At 58.1% G+C, this 19,680-nt stretch carries 17 protein-coding genes and 1 other RNA gene; all 18 read left to right on the plus strand.

Going from position 1 to position 19,680, the window contains the following annotated elements; all coding sequences use genetic code 11:
• The first annotated feature begins 130 nt into the window (after positions 1-130).
• The 18 genes from rsmI to lpxC all read left to right on the plus strand — a co-directional run bounded on the left by rsmI (position 131) and on the right by lpxC (position 19,657).
• A complete protein-coding gene (gene rsmI / locus V6L79_RS07290; protein ID WP_338580300.1) occupies positions 131-985 on the plus strand; it encodes a 16S rRNA (cytidine(1402)-2'-O)-methyltransferase in 855 nt (284 codons plus the stop codon).
• A 140-nt stretch (positions 986-1,125) separates the two neighbouring features.
• An RNA gene (rnpB, locus tag V6L79_RS07295) (RNase P RNA component class A) lies at positions 1,126-1,479 on the plus strand.
• A 355-nt stretch (positions 1,480-1,834) separates the two neighbouring features.
• Positions 1,835-2,290, plus strand: a complete 456-nt coding sequence (gene mraZ / locus V6L79_RS07300) for a division/cell wall cluster transcriptional repressor MraZ (protein WP_338580004.1) — start codon at positions 1,835-1,837, stop codon at positions 2,288-2,290.
• Complete coding sequence (rsmH, locus tag V6L79_RS07305) at positions 2,287-3,234, plus strand: 16S rRNA (cytosine(1402)-N(4))-methyltransferase RsmH (protein WP_395246655.1); 948 nt, start codon at positions 2,287-2,289, stop codon at positions 3,232-3,234. Before mraZ ends, rsmH begins: the two co-directional genes overlap by 4 nt.
• Complete coding sequence (ftsL, locus tag V6L79_RS07310; RefSeq protein ID WP_019823808.1) at positions 3,231-3,524, plus strand: cell division protein FtsL; 294 nt, start codon at positions 3,231-3,233, stop codon at positions 3,522-3,524. The genes rsmH and ftsL overlap by 4 nt, the downstream gene beginning before the upstream one ends.
• Positions 3,521-5,263, plus strand: coding sequence for a peptidoglycan D,D-transpeptidase FtsI family protein (locus V6L79_RS07315; protein ID WP_395246656.1), 1,743 nt, complete (start codon positions 3,521-3,523; stop codon positions 5,261-5,263). The genes ftsL and V6L79_RS07315 overlap by 4 nt, the downstream gene beginning before the upstream one ends.
• Positions 5,263-6,726 (plus strand): UDP-N-acetylmuramoyl-L-alanyl-D-glutamate--2,6-diaminopimelate ligase, encoded by a 1,464-nt coding sequence (locus tag V6L79_RS07320; RefSeq protein ID WP_338580005.1) that lies wholly within the window; start codon positions 5,263-5,265, stop codon positions 6,724-6,726. The genes V6L79_RS07315 and V6L79_RS07320 overlap by 1 nt, the downstream gene beginning before the upstream one ends.
• A complete protein-coding gene (murF, locus tag V6L79_RS07325; protein ID WP_261741002.1) occupies positions 6,719-8,086 on the plus strand; it encodes a UDP-N-acetylmuramoyl-tripeptide--D-alanyl-D-alanine ligase in 1,368 nt (455 codons plus the stop codon). The genes V6L79_RS07320 and murF overlap by 8 nt, the downstream gene beginning before the upstream one ends.
• Entirely contained in the window at positions 8,086-9,168 is a 1,083-nt protein-coding gene (mraY, locus tag V6L79_RS07330; RefSeq protein WP_321835845.1) for a phospho-N-acetylmuramoyl-pentapeptide-transferase, read from the plus strand. Before murF ends, mraY begins: the two co-directional genes overlap by 1 nt.
• A gap of 5 nt (positions 9,169-9,173) precedes the next feature.
• Entirely contained in the window at positions 9,174-10,520 is a 1,347-nt protein-coding gene (gene murD / locus V6L79_RS07335) for a UDP-N-acetylmuramoyl-L-alanine--D-glutamate ligase (protein ID WP_338580006.1), read from the plus strand.
• The gene (gene ftsW, locus V6L79_RS07340) at positions 10,517-11,731 is read left to right on the plus strand and encodes a putative lipid II flippase FtsW (RefSeq protein WP_016779528.1); all 1,215 of its coding nucleotides are present in this window, start codon (positions 10,517-10,519) and stop codon (positions 11,729-11,731) included. The genes murD and ftsW overlap by 4 nt, the downstream gene beginning before the upstream one ends.
• Positions 11,721-12,791, plus strand: a complete 1,071-nt coding sequence (murG, locus tag V6L79_RS07345) for an undecaprenyldiphospho-muramoylpentapeptide beta-N-acetylglucosaminyltransferase (RefSeq protein WP_338580007.1) — start codon at positions 11,721-11,723, stop codon at positions 12,789-12,791. Before ftsW ends, murG begins: the two co-directional genes overlap by 11 nt.
• Positions 12,784-14,247: a UDP-N-acetylmuramate--L-alanine ligase gene (murC, locus tag V6L79_RS07350; protein WP_261741006.1), complete on the plus strand. Its 1,464-nt coding sequence runs from the start codon at positions 12,784-12,786 to the stop codon at positions 14,245-14,247. The genes murG and murC overlap by 8 nt, the downstream gene beginning before the upstream one ends.
• Positions 14,244-15,200: a D-alanine--D-alanine ligase gene (locus V6L79_RS07355; RefSeq protein ID WP_261741007.1), complete on the plus strand. Its 957-nt coding sequence runs from the start codon at positions 14,244-14,246 to the stop codon at positions 15,198-15,200. The genes murC and V6L79_RS07355 overlap by 4 nt, the downstream gene beginning before the upstream one ends.
• 4 nt (positions 15,201-15,204) lie before the next feature.
• Entirely contained in the window at positions 15,205-16,071 is an 867-nt protein-coding gene (locus tag V6L79_RS07360) for a cell division protein FtsQ/DivIB (protein WP_261741008.1), read from the plus strand.
• Between the two features lie 15 nt (positions 16,072-16,086).
• Positions 16,087-17,346 carry a cell division protein FtsA gene (gene ftsA / locus V6L79_RS07365; protein WP_261741009.1) on the plus strand — a complete coding sequence of 420 codons (1,260 nt, stop codon included), beginning with the start codon at positions 16,087-16,089 and terminating at the stop codon, positions 17,344-17,346.
• 72 nt (positions 17,347-17,418) lie between these two features.
• A complete protein-coding gene (gene ftsZ, locus V6L79_RS07370) occupies positions 17,419-18,633 on the plus strand; it encodes a cell division protein FtsZ (protein WP_261741010.1) in 1,215 nt (404 codons plus the stop codon).
• 112 nt (positions 18,634-18,745) lie between these two features.
• Complete coding sequence (gene lpxC, locus V6L79_RS07375) at positions 18,746-19,657, plus strand: UDP-3-O-acyl-N-acetylglucosamine deacetylase (RefSeq protein ID WP_019823785.1); 912 nt, start codon at positions 18,746-18,748, stop codon at positions 19,655-19,657.
• The last annotated feature ends 23 nt before the right edge of the window (positions 19,658-19,680 follow it).

A 19,680-nucleotide genomic window follows, 5' to 3' on the forward strand; every position in this document is an offset into this window, starting at 1 on the left:
GTTGTAACGGTGAAAGTTTACCCGGTTGGCGCTTTGTAGCCTGCAGGGTGGGTGCGTTCATGAGGGCTCTACGCGCTACAATGGCGCCTTTAACTCTTATGAGGTGTGCGTTTTGACTGCTCCAGGTGATTTGAATTCCGTTCTTGGCTCACTTTATGTGGTGGCCACGCCCATCGGTAACCTGGACGACATCAGTGCGCGTGCCCTCAAGGTGCTGCGTGACGTGTCGCTGATTGCGGCCGAAGACACGCGCCACTCCTTGCGCTTGCTGCAACATTTCGGCATTTCCACGCCGCTGGGTGCCTGTCACGAGCACAACGAGCGTGATGAGGGTAGCCGCTTCATTCAGCGTTTGCTGGCGGGTGAAGATGTTGCACTGATCTCCGATGCCGGTACGCCGTTGATCTCCGATCCGGGTTATCACCTCGTGCGTCAGGCGCGCGCTGCCGGGGTCAGGGTTGTGCCTGTGCCGGGTGCCTGCGCCTTGATTGCCGCCCTGTCTGCGGCGGGATTGCCTTCTGATCGCTTTATCTTTGAAGGGTTCTTGCCTGCCAAGGCTGTTGGGCGTCGCTCGCGCCTGGAATTACTGAAAGAAGAACCGCGCACGCTGATTTTTTATGAGGCACCGCACCGTATTCTTGAATGTCTGCAAGATCTTGAGCTGGTATTTGGCCCTGGCCGTCCGGCGTTGCTGGCGCGTGAGCTGACCAAAACCTTCGAAACACTCAAGGGGTTGCCGCTGTCCGAGTTGCGCGCATTTGTTGAAGGCGACAGTAATCAGCAGCGCGGTGAGTGTGTTGTGCTGGTTGCAGGCTGGACTGCACCTGAAACGGACGAAGTGGTCAGCAGTGAAGCCATGCGTATTCTCGATCTGTTGCTTAAAGAGATGCCACTCAAGCGTGCGGCGGCACTTGCGGCTGAAATAACGGGTGAGCGCAAAAATGTGCTGTATCAAGTTGCGTTGGAAAAGCAAAAAGTTGAGTAATGACTAGTAGTAAGTGATGGCATTTTGATGTCTTTGTGTGTTTGAACCTGCTGTTAAAGGCTGCGAGTCGGGTAAATGAAGCAGTCTTGCGGCTTTTAACGCTTGTTCTATACGCTCTGTACAGTTAACCTTCGCGCCGGAGAGTCGATTGGACAGTCGCTGCCTTCTATGAAAATTAGAGGGGGGAGGAAAGTCCGGGCTCCATAGGGCGAAGTGCCAGGTAATGCCTGGGAGGCGTGAGCCTACGGAAAGTGCCACAGAAAATAACCGCCTAAGTGCTTCGGCACCGGTAAGGGTGAAAAGGTGCGGTAAGAGCGCACCGCACGACTGGCAACAGTTCGTGGCTAGGTAAACCCCACTTGGAGCAAGACCAAATAGGGTTCCAAGGCGTGGCCCGCGCTGGAACCGGGTAGGTTGCTAAAGATGTCCAGTGATGGCCATCGTAGACGAATGACTGTTCACGACAGAACCCGGCTTACAGATCGACTCTCCACCTTTTTCTCTTCTGCTTGCCATGCAGGCAGATTGCTACACCCGCAATCGCTTAATCCCCTCGCAATCTTTTACAAGAACATTCCCGACGTAATGCCAAAAAGTTCTTACTCTTAACAAACTACTTTAAGTTTGAAGACTAGAGCATTGAATTTGTTGCGCATAGCTCGTCAAAAAACCCTCCCGCTTACTGCTCCACGTCTATTTCCCCTCCTAAATCTCAGTAATGTAAGGGTTTTCCTGTGGGCCGCTCCTTGACGGTGTGGTGGGCGCATTCCTATAGTGTGCATAAGTGGTGGAAAGTGGCATAAAGTGGGTTTTTTAGACGTAAAACGCTAATATTTGGAGAAGCGATCAATGTTTCGCGGAGCCAACGCAATCAGTCTCGATGCCAAGGGCCGTCTCGCAATGCCGAGCCGGTACCGCGACGAGTTGATTTCGCGTAGTTCCGGACAACTGATCGTGACCATAGATGCGGTCGATACCTGCTTATGTGTGTATCCACTTGATGAGTGGGAACTGATTGAAACCAAGCTGCGGGCGTTGCCTTCGTTGCGTGAAGAAAACCGCCGTTTGCAACGTCTGTTGATTGGTAATGCCGTCGATCTTGAGCTCGATGGCAGTGGTCGTTTTCTGGTGCCGCCGCGTCTGCGTGAATATGCCAAGTTGGATAAGCGCGCGATGTTGGTGGGGCAGTTAAACAAGTTTCAACTGTGGGACGAGGATGCCTGGGAAGCTGTTTCTGCCGCTGACCTTGCAGCCATTCAACAACCGGGCGCCATGCCTGACGAACTGCGTGATTTAATTCTGTGACTATAGATAGCGGCTTCAACCACATCACCGTACTGCTCGACGAAGCCGTAGAGGCTCTCGCCGTACGTCCTGATGGATGCTATCTGGATGGCACCTTCGGTCGCGGCGGACATAGCCGCCTGATTCTCCAGAAGCTTGGTCCCGAGGGGCAACTGCTCGGGTTTGATAAAGATCCACAGGCAATTGCCACCGGGCAAGCGCTAGCGGCCGAAGACGGCCGCTTTGTTATTGTGCAGCGCAGCTTTGCTGAAATGGGATCCGAAATTGCCGATCGCGGTCTGGCCGGCAAAGTAGACGGTATCCTGCTCGATCTGGGCGTGTCTTCGCCGCAGCTTGACGATCCTGAACGCGGCTTCAGTTTTATGAATGACGGCCCGCTGGATATGCGCATGGACCCGGATCGCGGGATCAGCGCTGCCGAGTTCGTCAACAGTGCATCCCAGGAAGAAATTGCCCGCGTATTCAAGGAATATGGCGAAGAGCGCTTTTCCGGGCGCATGGCGCGTGCTGTTGTAGAGCGTCGCGATATCAAGCCCTTTGAGCGCACTGGTGACCTTGCTGAAGTCCTGAAAGTGGCCAATCCGGCCTGGGAAAAAGGCAAGCACCCGGCAACCCGCACCTTCCAGGGTTTGCGCATTCACGTAAACAACGAGCTGGGCGACCTTGAAGCAGGCCTTGAGGCTGCATTGGAGTCTCTGGCAATCGGCGGCCGTCTGGTCGTGATCAGCTTCCACTCCCTTGAAGATCGCATCGTCAAATTGTTCATGCGCAAGTTGGTCAAGGGCGAACCTGACAACCTGCCGCGTGGCTTGCCGGTTCAGCACGTCGCGTTTGTGCCGAAAATCAAAATTCATGGCAAGGCCCAGACTGCCTCTGACGCAGAACTCAAAGCCAATCCGCGCTCGCGCAGCGCTGTAATGCGCGTCGCGGAGAAGCTTCGTTGAACAAGCTCTTCGCCAAACCACTTCCCGGCGGAAGTTTTTTCATGCTGCTGCTATTTATTGGCGTGCTGGTTTCGGCTGTGGGCGTTTCTTACAGCGCCCACTGGAACCGCCAACTGCTCAACACCCTGTACGGGGAGTTGAGCGTGCGTGACAAGGCGCAAGCAGAGTGGGGCCGTTTGATTCTCGAGCAGAGCACCTGGACGGCCCATAGCCGTATCGAAACACTGGCCAGCGAACAACTGAAAATGCGCATTCCGGGCGCAGCAGAAGTTCGAATGGTGGCGCCATGATCAAACTCGAGGGCGCACTCTATCCGTGGCGTTTTCGTGTGGTGCTGGGATTGCTGGCACTGCTGGTAAGCGCTATCGCGTGCCAAATCGTTTATCTGCAAGTGATCGACCACGACTTCCTCAAGGGCCAGGGCGATGCACGCAGCTTGCGTCATATCCCGATTCCTGCGCACCGTGGCCTGATCACCGACCGCAATGGCGAACCGCTGGCCGTGAGTACGCCGGTGACCACCCTGTGGGCCAATGCCAAGGAAATGCAGGTAGCCAAGGACCGTTGGCCAGCCTTGGCGCACGCGCTTGGACAAGACCCTAAAGTGCTGACAGCGCGGCTGGAGCAGCAAGCCAACAAAGAATTTATCTACCTGGTCCGGGGCCTGACTCCTGAACAGGGCCAAGTCGTGCTCGACCTCAAAGTGCCGGGCGTTTATGGCATTGAAGAGTTCCGCCGCTTTTACCCTGCGGGTGAAGTGACGGCGCACATGGTCGGCTTTACCGATATTGATGACAAAGGTCGTGAAGGCGTCGAACTGGCCTATGACGAGTGGCTGGCCGGGGTTCCGGGCAAGCGGCAAGTGATCAAGGACCGACGCGGGCGTCTGATCAAAGACGTGCAAGTGACCAAAAACGCCAAGGCAGGGAAGACCTTGGCGTTATCGATTGACCTGCGCCTGCAATACCTGGCCAACCGCGAACTGCGCAACGCGCTGGTCGAGAACGGTGCCAAGGCTGGCAGCCTGGTGATCATGGACGTGAAGACCGGCGAAATTCTGGCCATGGTCAACCAGCCCACCTACAACCCCAACAACCGTCGCAACCTGCAACCGGCGATGATGCGTAACCGCGCCATGATCGACGTGTTTGAGCCGGGCTCCACGGTAAAACCGATTTCGATGAGTGCTGCACTGGAAACCGGGCGCTGGAAGCCGACCGACAAGGTTGAGGTTTATCCGGGCACGTTGCAGTTGGGCAAATACACCATTCGTGACGTATCTCGTACCGAAGGTCCGGTCCTCGACCTGACCGGTATTCTGATCAACTCCAGTAACGTGGGCATGAGCAAGGTAGCCTTCGATATTGGTGGCGAAGCGATCTTCCGCCAAATGGCCAAGATGGGCCTGGGACAAGACACCGGCCTGGGCTTCCCGGGTGAACGTGTCGGCAACCTGCCCAACTACCGCGAGTGGCGCAAGGCAGAAACCGCGACCCTGTCTTACGGCTACGGCGTGTCCGTCACCGCGATCCAGTTGGTTCACGCTTTCTCGGCATTGGCCAACAACGGCAAGCTTGCCCCGTTAACGCTGCTTAAAACCGACAAGCCGCCACAGTCCGTACAGGTCATGCCTGAAAAAGTAGCGAAGACAGTTCAGGGCATGCTCCAGGAAGTTATCGAAAACCCGCGTGGTGTATGGCGTGCCAAGGTTCCGGCGTATCACGTCGGCGGCAAGTCAGGTACGGCGCGTAAAACATCGTCCGGTGGCGTCAAAGGCTACGCGGTGAACTCTTACCGTTCGCTGTTCGCTGGCTTCGGCCCGATGAGCGACCCGCGTTACGCAATCGTTGTGGTTATCGATGAGCCGAGCAAGGCGGGCTACTTCGGTGGTCTGGTCTCCGCTCCGGTATTCAGTAAAGTCATGTCCGGCACTCTGCGTCTGATGAACGTGTCCCCGGATAACCTGCCAACGGCAGCGGAGCAACAAGCAGCGGCAACCGCTGCAGCAGCCAAAGGAGGGCGCGGCTAATGTCCCTGAGTCTGAACAAGATTTTCCCTCACGCCGGTCACGATCTGCTTATTCGTGAGTTGACCCTCGACAGTCGCAACGTGCGCGCAGGTGATTTGTTCCTTGCGGTGCCCGGCGGCAAGCTCGATGGCCGTGAACATATAGCTGATGCTTTGAAGCGCGGCGCTGCTGCGGTGGCCTATGAAGTGGACGGTGCTGATGTACTGCCTATCTCGGCAGTTCCGCTGATTCCGGTAAAAGGCCTGGCGGCCCAGTTGTCGGATATTGCCGGGCGTTTTTATGGCGAGCCAAGCCGTCACCTCAATCTGGTTGGCGTGACCGGCACCAACGGCAAGACCAGCGTCACTCAGCTGGTGGCGCAAGCGCTTGACCTGCTGGGTCAGCACTGCGGCATCGTCGGCACATTGGGCACTGGCTTTTATGGTGCGCTGCAAAGCGGTCGCCATACCACGCCGGACCCAATTGCTGTTCAGGCCATGTTGGCCGATCTGAAAAAGGCCGGGGCCAAGGCGGTTGCCATGGAGGTTTCCTCCCATGGTCTGGATCAGGGCCGGGTCAGTGCATTGGCGTTCGACGTCGCGGTGCTGACCAACCTGTCCCGCGACCACCTGGATTACCACGGCACGATGGAGGCTTACGCCGCCGCCAAAGCCAAGCTGTTTGCCTGGCCGGATTTGCGTTGCCGGGTGCTGAATCTGGACGACCAGTTCGGTCGCCAACTGGCCTCTGAAAAGCACGACTCGCGCTTGATCAGCTACAGCCTTGAAGACAGCAGCGCTACGTTGTATTGCCGCGATGCGACTTTCGATGACGACGGCGTGCGCGCCACGGTGGTGACTGCCCAAGGTGAGCACCTTCTGCGTAGCGCCTTGCTCGGACGCTTCAACCTGAGCAACGTGCTGGCCGCTGTTGGCGCCTTGTTGGGGTTGGATTACGCACTGGACGAAATTCTCGCCGTGCTGCCAAGGCTGGAAGGTCCGGTCGGCCGCATGCAGCGTCTGGGCGGCGGCAGCAAACCGCTGGTGGTGGTCGACTATGCCCACACCCCGGACGCGCTGGAAAAAGTATTGCTGGCGCTGCGCCCTCATGCCAAAGGCAAGCTGCTGTGCCTGTTCGGCTGTGGCGGCGACCGTGATCGCGGCAAGCGTCCGTTGATGGCGCAAGTGGTTGAGCGTTTGGTTGACGGGGTTTTGGTCACTGACGACAACCCACGTTCAGAAGCCCCGGCGCAAATTTTTGATGACATCCGTGTTGGCTTTGTTGCGCCGCAGAACGTCACGTTTGTGGCAGGTCGCGGTGATGCCATCGCTCAAATCATTGCCGGTGCCAGCGTCGAAGACGTGATCGTGCTGGCAGGTAAAGGTCACGAGGACTATCAGGAAATCAACGGCGAACGCCACGACTTCTCTGATCTGGTCGAAGCCGAAAAAGCGCTCAATAGCTGGGAGGCGGCTCATGCTTAAGCCTCTGTTGTTGAGTGAAGTTGCCGTTGCCCTGCAGGGGCGTGTGGTTGAGGCGGACTGCCGCTTCAATGGCGTCAGTATCGACAGCCGGGCGATCACCAAGGGGCAGTTGTTTATTGCACTGACCGGTCCGCGCTTTGATGGCCACGATTACCTGAATGAAGTTGCAGCCAAGGGCGCTGTTGCGGCCTTGGTCGAGCGCGAAGTGCCCGAGTCGACGCTTCCACAACTGGTGGTCAAGGATACCCGCGAAGCCCTGGGCCGATTGGGTGCGCTCAATCGTGCCGGTTATGACAAGCCGGTTGCGGCCATTACCGGTTCCAGTGGCAAGACCACCGTCAAGGAAATGCTTGCCTGCATTCTGCGTACCCGTGGCCCGGTGCTGGCGACCAAAGGCAATTTGAACAACGATCTGGGCGTGCCGCTGACGCTGCTCGAACTGACATCGGAGCACACGGCTGCGGTAATCGAGTTGGGTGCTTCGCGCGTTGGCGAGATCGCTTATACCGTCGCCATGACCAAGCCGCATGTTGCCGTGCTCAATAATGCTGGCACCGCTCATGTGGGCGAGTTCGGCGGGCCGGAAAAAATCGTCGAGGCCAAGGGCGAGATTATTGAAGGGCTGGATGCTGATGGCATCGCGGTTCTGAATCTGGATGACAAGGCATTCGCCATCTGGAACAACCGGGCTGCCGGGCGCAAGGTGCTCAGCTTCGCATTGGCTAACCCTCAGGCTGACTTTTATGCCAGCGATCTGACCCGCGATGCACGGGGTTGCCCGGGTTTCACATTGCACAGCCCGCTGGGTGCCGAACCGGTTCAACTGAACCTGCTGGGCAACCATAATGTGGCTAATGCATTGGCTGCGGCTGCCGCCGCACATGCCTTGGGTGTCTCGTTGTTTGGCATCAAAACCGGTCTTGAAGCTGTGTTGCCGGTCAAGGGCCGTGCGGTCGCGCAAATGACTGGTACAGGTCTGCGAATTATTGATGACACTTACAACGCAAACCCCACCTCAATGTGTGCTGCCGTTGATATACTCGCCGCCTTTTCCGGCCGCACCGTCCTGGTGCTCGGAGATATTGGCGAACTGGGTGAGTGGGCGGAGCAAGGACATCGTGAAGTAGGCGCTTATGCCGCCGACAAAGTTTCAGCGCTCTATGCGGTGGGACCCATGATGGCTCATGCCGTCACAGCATTTGGACACCAGGCTCGTCACTTCGCCAATCAGGCTGACCTGATCAAGGCGCTTCGCGCTGAGCACGAAACAAACACCACTATTTTGATCAAGGGCTCGCGCAGCGCAGCGATGGAAAACGTCGTTGCGGCTTTGTGCGGTTCCAGCGGGGAGAAACATTAATGCTGCTGCTGCTAGCGGAGTATCTGCAACAGTTCTACAAAGGCTTCGGGGTCTTCCAGTACCTGTCCCTGCGCGGGATTCTCGGGGTACTGACCGCGTTAACCTTGTCGCTGTGCCTGGGGCCGTGGATGATCCGCACCCTGCAAAACCGTCAGATCGGCCAATCGGTACGTAATGACGGCCCGCAATCGCATTTGTCCAAATCCGGCACCCCGACCATGGGTGGTGCACTGATTCTGTCGGCGATCACTATCAGCACGCTGTTGTGGGCTGACTTGAGCAACCGTTATGTGTGGGTCGTGATGATCGTGACCCTGCTGTTCGGCGCCATCGGCTGGGTTGACGACTACCGCAAGGTAATCGAGAAAAACTCCCGTGGTCTTCCGAGTCGCTGGAAGTACTTCTGGCAGTCGGTGTTCGGTCTGGGTGCAGCGATCTTCTTGTACATGACGGCGCCAAGCGCGGTCGAAACCACGCTGATCCTGCCAATCCTCAAAGATGCCAGCATCCCGTTGGGTATCGGCTTTGTGGTACTGACCTACTTCGTGATCGTCGGTTCGAGCAACGCGGTCAACCTGACTGACGGCCTCGATGGCCTGGCGATCATGCCTACTGTAATGGTCGGCGGCGCGCTGGGGATCTTCTGCTACCTGTCGGGTAACGTGAAATTCGCCGACTACCTGCTGATCCCGTATGTGCCGGGCGCAGGTGAGTTGATTGTGTTCTGTGGCGCATTGATAGGCGCCGGTCTCGGGTTCTTGTGGTTCAACACTTACCCGGCACAAGTCTTCATGGGTGATGTCGGCGCACTGGCGCTGGGCGCTGCCCTGGGCACTATCGCGGTGATCGTGCGTCAGGAAGTCGTGCTGTTCATCATGGGCGGTGTGTTCGTGATGGAAACCCTGTCCGTGGTGATCCAGGTAGCGTCTTTCAAGTTGACCGGCAAGCGGGTGTTCCGCATGGCGCCGATTCATCACCACTTTGAACTTAAAGGTTGGCCCGAGCCACGAGTGATCGTCCGTTTCTGGATTATCACCGTGATCCTCGTATTGGTCGGCCTTGCCACGCTGAAGCTGAGGTAGAACCTGTGTCTCTGATCGCTTCTGACCACTTCCGCATCGTTGTCGGCCTCGGCAAGAGCGGCATGTCCCTGGTGCGCTTTCTCGCGCAGCGGGGCGTGTCGTTCGCCGTGGCGGACACGCGGGAAAATCCACCGGAGCTGGCCACGCTGCGCCGTGACTACCCGCAAGTGGAAGTGCGTTGTGGCGAGCTGGATGTCGAATTCCTGTGCCGTGCCGACGAACTTTACGTGAGCCCCGGCCTGGCCCTGGCGACGCCGGCCCTGCAAGCAGCAGCGGCCCGCGGCGTGAAGTTGTCGGGTGATATCGATCTGTTCGCGCGTAACGCGAAGGCACCGATCGTTGCAATCAGTGGTTCCAACGCCAAAAGCACCGTTACCACACTGGTCGGTGAAATGGCTGTGGCTGCGGGCAAGCGTGTGGCGGTCGGTGGCAACCTCGGTACGCCAGCGCTGGACCTGCTCAGCGATGACGTTGAACTGTACGTGATGGAACTGTCGAGCTTCCAGCTGGAAACCACCAATCACCTGGGTGCCAAAGTCGCCACCGTACTCAACGTCAGCGAAGACCACATGGACCGCTATAGCGGCCTGCCGGCGTACCATCTGGCCAAACACCGGATTTTCCGTGGTGCCAGGCAAGTGGTGGTCAATCGTCAGGATGCCTTGACCCGTCCGCTGATGAGCGAGGGCCAGCCGTGCTGGACCTTCGGCTTGAGCGCTCCGGACTTCAAGGCCTTTGGCCTGCGCGAAGAAAACGGCGAAAAATACCTCGCCTTCGAATTTCAAAACCTGATGCCGGTACGCGAGCTCAAAGTTCGCGGTGCCCACAATCAGGCCAATGCCCTTGCGGCACTGGCGCTGGGGCATGCCGTTGGCTTGCCGTTCGACGCCATGCTGGCCAGCCTGCGTAACTTCACCGGCCTTGAGCACCGCTGCCAGTGGGTACGCGAGCTGGATGGCGTGAGTTACTACAACGACTCCAAGGCTACCAACGTCGGTGCAGCACTGGCTGCCATCAATGGCTTGGGCATGGACATGGACGGCAAACTGATCCTGATCGCTGGTGGTGACGGCAAAGGCGCCGACTTCAGCGGCCTGCGTGATTCTGTGGCCAAGTATTGCCGCGCCGTGGTGCTGATGGGTCGTGACGCAGGCTTGATCGCCGATGCCTTGGGCGATGCCGTGCCGCAAGTGCGTGTCGGTTCGTTGGACGAAGCCATTGCACAAAGCCGCTCGTTGGCCTTGCCGGGTGATGCGGTATTGCTGTCGCCCGCTTGCGCCAGTTTTGACATGTTCAAGAACTATGAAGAGCGCGGCCAGTTATTCGCCCGTGCTGTGGAGGTGCTGGCATGATCTTCGGCATCCTCAAGCCTTATCCTTCGCCGCTGGTCACCGGCCGTGGCATCGACCTCGACTTCCCGTTGCTGGCCGGTTGCCTTGCCTTGCTGGGTCTGGGATTGGTGATGATTACGTCGGCATCGTCCGAAGTCGCCGCCTTGCAGTCGGGCAATACCCTGTACCACATGATCCGCCACCTGTTTTACATCGTGCTCGGTCTGGGCGCGTGCATCATGACGATGATGGTGCCGATTGCGACCTGGCAGCGTATGGGCTTCATGTTGCTGATCGGTGCATTCGGTTTGCTGGTGGCAGTATTGATCCCAGGCATTGGTCGTGAGGTAAACGGCTCGATGCGCTGGATCGGTTTCAGTTTCTTCAACGTGCAGCCCTCGGAGATCGCCAAGGTTTTTGTGGTGATCTACCTGGCGGGCTATCTGGTGCGCCAGCAGAAGGAAGTACGCGAAAGCTGGATGGGCTTCTTCAAGCCATTTATCGTGCTGCTGCCAATGGCAGGTCTGCTGCTGATGGAACCGGACTTCGGTGCCACCGTGGTAATGATGGGCGCTGCGGCGGCCATGTTGTTCCTCGGTGGTGTGGGGCTGTTTCGCTTCGCCCTGATGGTGGCGCTGGCGGTGGGGGCGGTGTTTGTTCTGGTACAGGCACAGCCTTACCGGATGGCGCGTCTGATCACCTTTACCGACCCATGGTCCGACCAGTTCGGTTCCGGCTACCAGCTGACCCAGGCCCTGATCGCATTCGGGCGCGGCGAGTGGTTCGGCGTAGGCCTTGGCAACAGCGTACAGAAGCAGTTCTACCTGCCTGAAGCCCACACCGACTTCGTGTTCTCGGTACTGGCTGAAGAGCTGGGCGTTGTCGGCTCGCTACTGACCGTGGCCCTGTTCGTGTTCGTGTGTGTGCGCGGCATGTACATCGGCATGTGGGCCGAGCGCGCCAAACAGTATTTCTCGGCTTATATGGCGTACGGCCTGTCGTTCCTGTGGATCGGCCAGTTCCTGATCAATATCGGGGTAAACGTCGGCCTGCTGCCAACCAAAGGGCTGACCCTGCCGTTCCTTAGCTACGGTGGCAGCTCGCTGGTGATTTGCTGTGTGTGTATGGGCCTGTTGCTGCGCATCGAGTGGGAGAGTCGAACCCACCTGGGCAGCGAAGAGACCGATTTCAAAGAAAGCGACTTCGCAGAGGAGCCGACCCATGGGCGCTAATGTGCTGATCATGGCGGGCGGCACCGGTGGCCATGTGTTCCCGGCACTGGCCTGTGCGCGCGAGTTCCAGGCCCGTGGCTACACGGTTCACTGGCTCGGCACGCCGCGTGGCATCGAGAACGAACTGGTCGAACCTGCGGGCTTCGAGCTGCACCTGATCAACGTTGCCGGTCTGCGTGGCAAGAGCAAGCTATCGCTGCTCAAGGCACCGTTTGTGTTGCTCAAGGCATTGTTCCAGGCGCGCAAAATCATTCGCCAACTCAAGCCGGTCTGCGTGCTTGGTTTCGGTGGTTACGTGACTGGGCCTGGCGGTCTGGCGGCGAAAACCTGTGGTGTGCCGGTGATCATTCACGAGCAAAACGCGGTAGCCGGTACGGCTAACCGTTTGCTGGTGCCAATGACCACTCGTGTCTGTGAAGCATTCCCTGGAACCTTCGCCGCCTCGGACAAATTGCTCAGTACCGGCAACCCGGTGCGGCCTGAACTGTTCACCCTGGCGCCGCGCGCCGCACTCGAAGGGCGCAAGGCGCGCTTGCTGGTGTTGGGGGGAAGCCTGGGGGCCGAGCCGTTGAACAAATTGCTGCCTGAAGCGTTGGCCAAAGTACCGGCCGACGTACGCCCTGATGTGTTTCATCAGGCAGGCAAACAGCACGACCAGATTACTGCCGAGCGCTATACGGCGGTCGGTGTCGAGGCTCAAGTACAGCCTTTTATCAAAGACATGGCCCAAGCCTATGGCTGGGCCGACCTGGTGGTTTGTCGCGCAGGCGCGCTGACCGTCAGTGAACTGGCTGCGGCCGGTCTGCCTTCGCTGCTGGTGCCATTGCCCCACGCGATTGACGACCATCAGAGCTGCAATGCCGACTTTTTGGCTCGCGAAGGCGCTGCTTTCCTGATGCCGCAAGCGACAACTGGCGCAGCCGAGCTGGCTGCACGCCTGACAGAGGTTTTGATGCAACCGGAACGACTCAACAGCATGGCGGCCAATGCTCGCCGCCTGGCCAAACCTGATGCGACCCGCAACGTTGTAGATATCTGCCTGGAGGTGGCCAATGGTTGAGAATCAAAAAGCTATGCCACAACCCGAGATGCGCCGTATCCGTCGCATCCACTTCGTCGGTATCGGCGGCGTGGGCATGTGCGGTATCGCCGAAGTGTTGCTGAACCTGGGCTATGAAGTGTCGGGTTCGGACTTGAACGCATCGTCTGTGACCGAACGTCTCGAATCATTCGGCGCGCACATCTTTATCGGCCACCGTGCCGAAAACGCTGCCAATGCTGATGTACTGGTGGTGTCGAGCGCTGTTAATACCTCCAACCCCGAAGTAGCACATGCGCTGGAGCGTCGTATTCCAGTGGTGCCACGGGCCGAGATGCTGGCTGAGCTGATGCGCTATCGCCACGGTATCGCCGTAGCAGGCACCCATGGCAAAACCACCACCACCAGCTTGTTGGCCTCGGTGTTTGCGGCCGGTGGCCTGGACCCGACGTTCGTGATCGGTGGTCGCCTGAATGCAGCAGGTACTAATGCACAGCTGGGCACTAGCCGTTACCTGATTGCCGAAGCTGACGAAAGCGATGCCAGCTTCCTGCACCTGCAGCCAATGGTTGCAGTGGTCACCAATATCGACGCCGACCATATGGCGACGTACGAAGGCGACTTCAACAAGCTGAAGAAAACCTTCGTCGAGTTTCTGCACAACCTGCCGTTCTACGGCTTGGCTGTGCTGTGCCTGGACGATCCGGTCGTGCGCGAAATCCTGCCGCTGGTCAAGCGTCCGACCGTAACTTACGGCTTTAGCGAAAACGCTGACGTGCGCGCAATCAATGTTCGCCAGCAAGGCATGCAAACCTTCTTCACCGTGTTGCGCCCTGATCGCGAGCCACTGGATGTGTCGGTAAACATGCCGGGCAACCACAACGTGCTCAATGCCTTGGCCACCATCTGCATTGCTTCGGATGAGGGCATCAGCGATGAGGCCATCGTTCAGGGCCTGTCGGGCTTTGAGGGTGTGGGTCGACGCTTCCAGGTTTATGGCGAGCTGCCAGTTGAAGGCGGCAGCGTGATGCTGGTCGATGACTACGGTCACCACCCGACCGAAGTTGCGGCGGTGATCAAGGCCGTACGCGGTGGTTGGCCGGAGCGCCGTCTGGTGATGGTTTACCAGCCGCACCGCTTCAGTCGTACCCGTGACCTGTACGACGATTTCGTCCAGGTACTGGCCGACGCCAATGTGCTGTTGCTGATGGAAGTCTACCCGGCTGGTGAAGAGCCGATTCCGGGCGCTGACAGCCGCCAGCTGTGCCACAGCATCCGCCAGCGCGGTCAGTTGGACCCGATCTACATCGAGCGCGGCGTTGAGCTGGCGCCGATCGTCAAGCCGTTGCTGCGTGCTGGCGACATTCTGTTGTGCCAAGGGGCGGGCGATATCGGCCGTCTGGCACCGCAACTTATAAAGAGCCCGCTGTTCAGCGGTGCTGTTGTTGCCGCTACCAGTAAAGGAAAGTTGAAATGACTGCTGCTTACGCCAATCTGTTCTCGACCATTGCCCCTGCCGACTTCGGTCGCGTGGCTGTGCTGTTCGGCGGCAAAAGCGCTGAGCGTGAAGTCTCGCTGAAGTCCGGCAATGCCGTACTCGGTGCACTGCAAAGCGCCGGTGTGGATGCTTTCGGGATCGATGTGGGGGATGACTTCATCACCCGCATCACCAGCGAAAAAATCGACCGCGCGTTCATCATTCTTCACGGCCGTGGCGGTGAAGACGGCAGCATGCAAGGCCTGCTGGAATGCCTGGGCATTCCTTACACCGGTAGCGGAATCCTCGCGTCGGCCTTGGCCATGGACAAGCTGCGCACCAAACAGGTGTGGCACAGCCTGGGCATTCCGACCCCGCGTCACGCAGTGTTGAGCAGTGAAGCGGACTGTATTTGTGCAGCGAAGGAACTGAGCTTCCCTTTGATCGTCAAACCGGCACATGAAGGTTCAAGTATCGGTATGGCCAAAGTGAGTAACGTTGACGAGTTGATCGTCGCGTGGGCCGATGCCAGCAAGTACGACTCGCAAGTGTTGGTTGAGCAATGGATCACCGGTCCCGAGTTCACCATCGCCACCCTGCGTGACCAGGTGTTGCCTCCAATTGCCCTGGGCACTCCGCATACCTTTTATGACTACGACGCCAAGTACGTGGCCAACGATACCCAGTATCGGATCCCGTGCGGCCTCGACAGTGCCAAGGAACAAGAGCTCATGGACCTCACGGCGAAAGCCTGTGAGGCGATCGGTATTGCCGGTTGGGGCCGTCTGGACGTGATGCAGGACACAGCGGGCCAATTCTGGCTGCTGGAAGTCAACACCGCTCCGGGCATGACCGATCACAGCCTGGTGCCGATGGCGGCCAAGGCTGCGGGTCTGGATTTCCAACAGTTGGTGTTGTCGATTCTGGCAGCAAGCTTAGAGGCGCGGGGTTAAGTCCATGCAAGGTGCATCGCTTCGTCATCAACCACCCGCTCCCGGCCGCAAGCCGGTGCCGCGTGGCGCCAGCCGGATGGTGGCGAAAGAGCCGATGTCGGTGCGTTTGCCAAAAGCCAATTTCGGCTTTTTGAAAGCCTTGTTCTGGCCGGTGCTGCTGGTGGCGTTGGGTTATGGCACTTACGAAGGTGCACAGCGCCTGATGCCGTATGCGGACCGCCCGATCACCAATATCAACGTGCAGGGTGATTTGACTTACATCAGCCAGCAAGCCGTGCAGCAGCGCATCGCCCCGTATGTGGCGGCGAGCTTCTTCACGGTCGACCTGGCAGGCATGCGCACCGAGCTTGAGCAAATGCCCTGGATCGCCCACGCCGAGGTACGCCGAGTATGGCCGGACCAGGTGGTGATTCGCCTTGAAGAGCAACTGCCGGTCGCCCGCTGGGGTGATGAAGCACTGCTCAACAACCAGGGGCAAGCGTTCACTCCGCGTGAGCTGGCCAATTACGAACATTTGCCGCAGCTGTTTGGCCCTCAACGGGCCCAGCAGCAAGTAATGCAGCAGTATCAGGTGCTGAGCCAGATGCTGCGTCCGATGGGCTTTTCCATAGTCCGGCTGGAGTTGCGTGAGCGCGGTAGCTGGTTCCTGACCACCGGAGCTGGCAGTGCAGGGCCCGGAATCGAGTTGCTGTTGGGGCGCGATCATCTGGTAGAAAAAATGCGTCGCTTCATAGCCATCTATGAAAAAACGCTGAAAGAACAGATTACAAACATAGCGCGCATCGATTTGCGTTATGCCAACGGATTGGCCGTCGGCTGGCGGGAACCTGTGGCACCGACGATAGCCCAACCCGCTGTCGCGAAGAATTAAGAAGAGGCAGGACCCATGGCAAACGTGCAAAGCGGAAAAATGATCGTCGGTCTCGATATCGGCACCTCCAAGGTGGTGGCGCTGGTGGGCGAGGTCGCAGATGACGGCACGATCGAAATCGTCGGTATTGGCACGCATCCGTCCCGTGGCCTGAAGAAGGGCGTGGTGGTGAACATCGAGTCCACCGTGCAATCGATCCAGCGCGCTATCGAAGAAGCGCAGCTGATGGCCGGTTGCCGGATTCACTCGGCGTTTGTCGGCGTTGCCGGTAATCACATACGCAGCCTGAACTCCCACGGCATCGTTGCGATCCGCGACCGTGAAGTCAGCACCGCCGACCTTGAACGCGTCCTCGACGCCGCCCAGGCCGTTGCGATCCCGGCTGACCAGCGCGTGCTGCATACCCTGGCGCAGGACTACGTAATCGATAACCAGGAAGGCGTTCGTGAGCCACTGGGCATGTCGGGCGTACGTCTGGAAGCCAAGGTACACGTAGTGACGTGTGCGGTGAATGCGGCCCAGAACATCGAGAAATGCGTACGCCGCTGTGGTCTTGAGGTAGATGACATCATCCTTGAGCAACTGGCATCGGCTTACTCGGTACTGACCGACGACGAAAAAGAGCTGGGCGTTTGCCTGGTCGACATCGGCGGCGGTACTACCGATATCGCGATCTTCACCGAAGGCGCTATCCGCCACACGGCAGTGATCCCGATAGCCGGTGACCAGGTGACCAACGACATCGCAATGGCGTTGCGTACACCGACCCAGTACGCCGAAGAAATCAAGATTCGTTACGCCTGTGCACTGGCCAAACTGGCTGGCGCGGGCGAAACGATCAAGGTGCCAAGCGTGGGCGATCGCCCACCGCGTGAGTTGTCCCGTCAGGCCTTGGCCGAAGTGGTCGAGCCGCGTTATGACGAACTGTTCACCCTGATTCAGGCTGAGCTGCGTCGCAGCGGCTACGAAGACTTGATCCCGGCGGGCATTGTGTTGACCGGTGGTACTTCAAAGATGGAAGGCGCGGTGGAACTTGCCGAAGAGATCTTCCACATGCCGGTCCGTCTGGGCGTGCCGCACAGCTTCAGAGGCTTGACCGACGTTGTGCGCAATCCGATTTACTCCACCGCTGTGGGCTTGTTGCTGTACGGACTGCAAAAGCAGTCAGACGGTATCTCCATATCGGGTATCAGCAACCGCGACAACTACAGCAGTGACGAACAAAAAGCCCCTGTGTTTGAGCGCCTTAAGCGCTGGGTTCAGGGCAACTTTTAAAGCTTGGGCTCCAAAAGATTCAAAGCAGTAGAAGTAGGCGAAAAAAACTAGAGAACTGAAAGGAGAGGGACCATGTTTGAACTCGTAGATAACATCCCGCAGAGCCCGGTAATTAAGGTTATCGGTGTTGGTGGTGGCGGTGGCAATGCTGTTAACCATATGGTTAAGAGCAACATTGAAGGCGTGGAATTCATCTGCGCCAACACCGACGCGCAAGCGCTGAAAAGCATTGGCGCACGTACCATCCTGCAATTGGGCACCAGCGTGACCAAGGGCCTGGGTGCCGGCGCAAATCCTGAGGTTGGTCGTCAGGCCGCTCTGGAAGACCGTGAGCGCATTGCCGAGGTGTTGCAGGGCACCAACATGGTGTTCATCACCACGGGCATGGGCGGTGGTACCGGTACTGGTGCTGCGCCGATCATTGCCGAAGTGGCCAAGGAAATGGGGATTCTCACCGTTGCGGTGGTGACTCGTCCGTTCCCGTTCGAAGGTCGCAAGCGCATGCAGATCGCTGACGAAGGTATTCGTCTGCTGTCCGAAAGCGTCGATTCGTTGATCACGATTCCAAACGAAAAACTGCTGACCATCCTGGGTAAAGACGCAAGCCTGCTGTCGGCTTTCGCCAAGGCCGATGACGTTCTGGCCGGTGCCGTTCGCGGTATCTCCGATATCATCAAGCGTCCGGGCATGATCAACGTCGACTTTGCTGACGTGCGTACCGTGATGAGCGAAATGGGCATGGCGATGATGGGCACTGGCTGCGCCACTGGTCCGAACCGTGCGCGTGAAGCGACCGAAGCGGCTATCCGCAACCCGTTGCTTGAAGACGTGAACCTGGAAGGCGCTCGCGGCATCCTGGTGAACATCACTGCCGGTCCTGACCTGTCTCTGGGTGAGTACTCCGACGTGGGTAGCATCATCGAGGCCTTTGCTTCCGAGCACGCGATGGTCAAAGTCGGTACGGTTATCGATCCGGACATGCGCGACGAACTGCATGTAACCGTGGTTGCCACTGGTCTGGGCGCAAAAATCGAGAAGCCGGTCAAGGTTGTCGACAACGGTGTTCAAACTTCGTACGCAGCCTCTTCGGCACACAGCGCCCCGGTTCGCCAGGAAGCCCGTACCGAGCGTCAGGAGCAACCGATGGTCAACTACCGTGACCTGGACCGCCCGACTGTGATGCGTAACCAGGCCCAGCAAGGCGCGACAACCGCTGCCAAGCTCAATCCTCAAGACGATCTGGATTACCTGGATATCCCGGCTTTCCTGCGTCGACAGGCTGATTAATGAAATCAATCAGGGCGATTAAGGTGATTGGTGTTCAGCAAAGGCTCGGTCTGCTATTATCGCCAGCCTTTGTTGATACCAGTTCGCAATTTGCGCTGAAGCGGCCAATGCCATGATTAAACAACGCACCCTGAAAAATATTATCCGTGCCACAGGTGTCGGCCTGCACTCTGGTGAGAAGGTCTACCTGACCCTCAAGCCAGCGCCTGTGGATACCGGCATCGTGTTTTGTCGTGCAGACCTTGACCCTGTTGTGCAGATCCCTGCGCGCGCGGAAAACGTCGGCGAGACAACGATGTCGACCACGTTGGTCAACGGCGATGTAAAAGTAGACACGGTAGAGCACCTGCTCTCGGCCATGGCTGGCCTGGGGATCGATAACGCCTACGTCGAACTCTCCGCGTCTGAAGTCCCGATTATGGACGGTAGCGCTGGACCTTTCGTGTTTCTGATTCAATCTGCCGGCCTGGAAGAACAGGACGCGCCGAAGAAGTTCATCCGTATCCTGCGTGAAGTGACAGTGGAAGATGGCGACAAGCGCGCCACTTTCGTCCCTTTCGAAGGGTTCAAGGTGAGCTTCGAGATCGATTTCGATCACCCGGTTTTCCGTAATCGCACCCAAAGCGCAACCGTGGATTTCTCGAGCACTTCGTTTGTAAAAGAAGTCAGCCGCGCGCGTACCTTTGGTTTCATGAGTGATATCGAGTACCTGCGCAAGCACAACCTCGCACTCGGCGGTAGCGTTGAAAACGCCATCGTGGTCGACGCGGATGGTGTACTGAACGAAGACGGCCTTCGCTATGAAGACGAATTCGTGAAGCACAAGATCCTCGACGCTATTGGCGACCTCTACCTGTTGGGCAATAGCCTGATTGGTGAGTTCAAGGGCTTCAAGTCTGGCCATGCACTGAACAACCAGCTGATTCGTAAGCTGCTTGAGCAGACCGATGCGTGGGAAGTCGTGACCTTTGAAGATGCCAGCACAGCACCGATCTCGTACATGCGTCCGGTCGCGGCAGTTTAAGTAAAACTTCCTTCTCTAGTTTT

The organism is Pseudomonas sp. ML2-2023-6, from assembly GCF_037055265.1.
Lineage (GTDB): Bacteria > Pseudomonadota > Gammaproteobacteria > Pseudomonadales > Pseudomonadaceae > Aquipseudomonas > Aquipseudomonas kulmbachensis.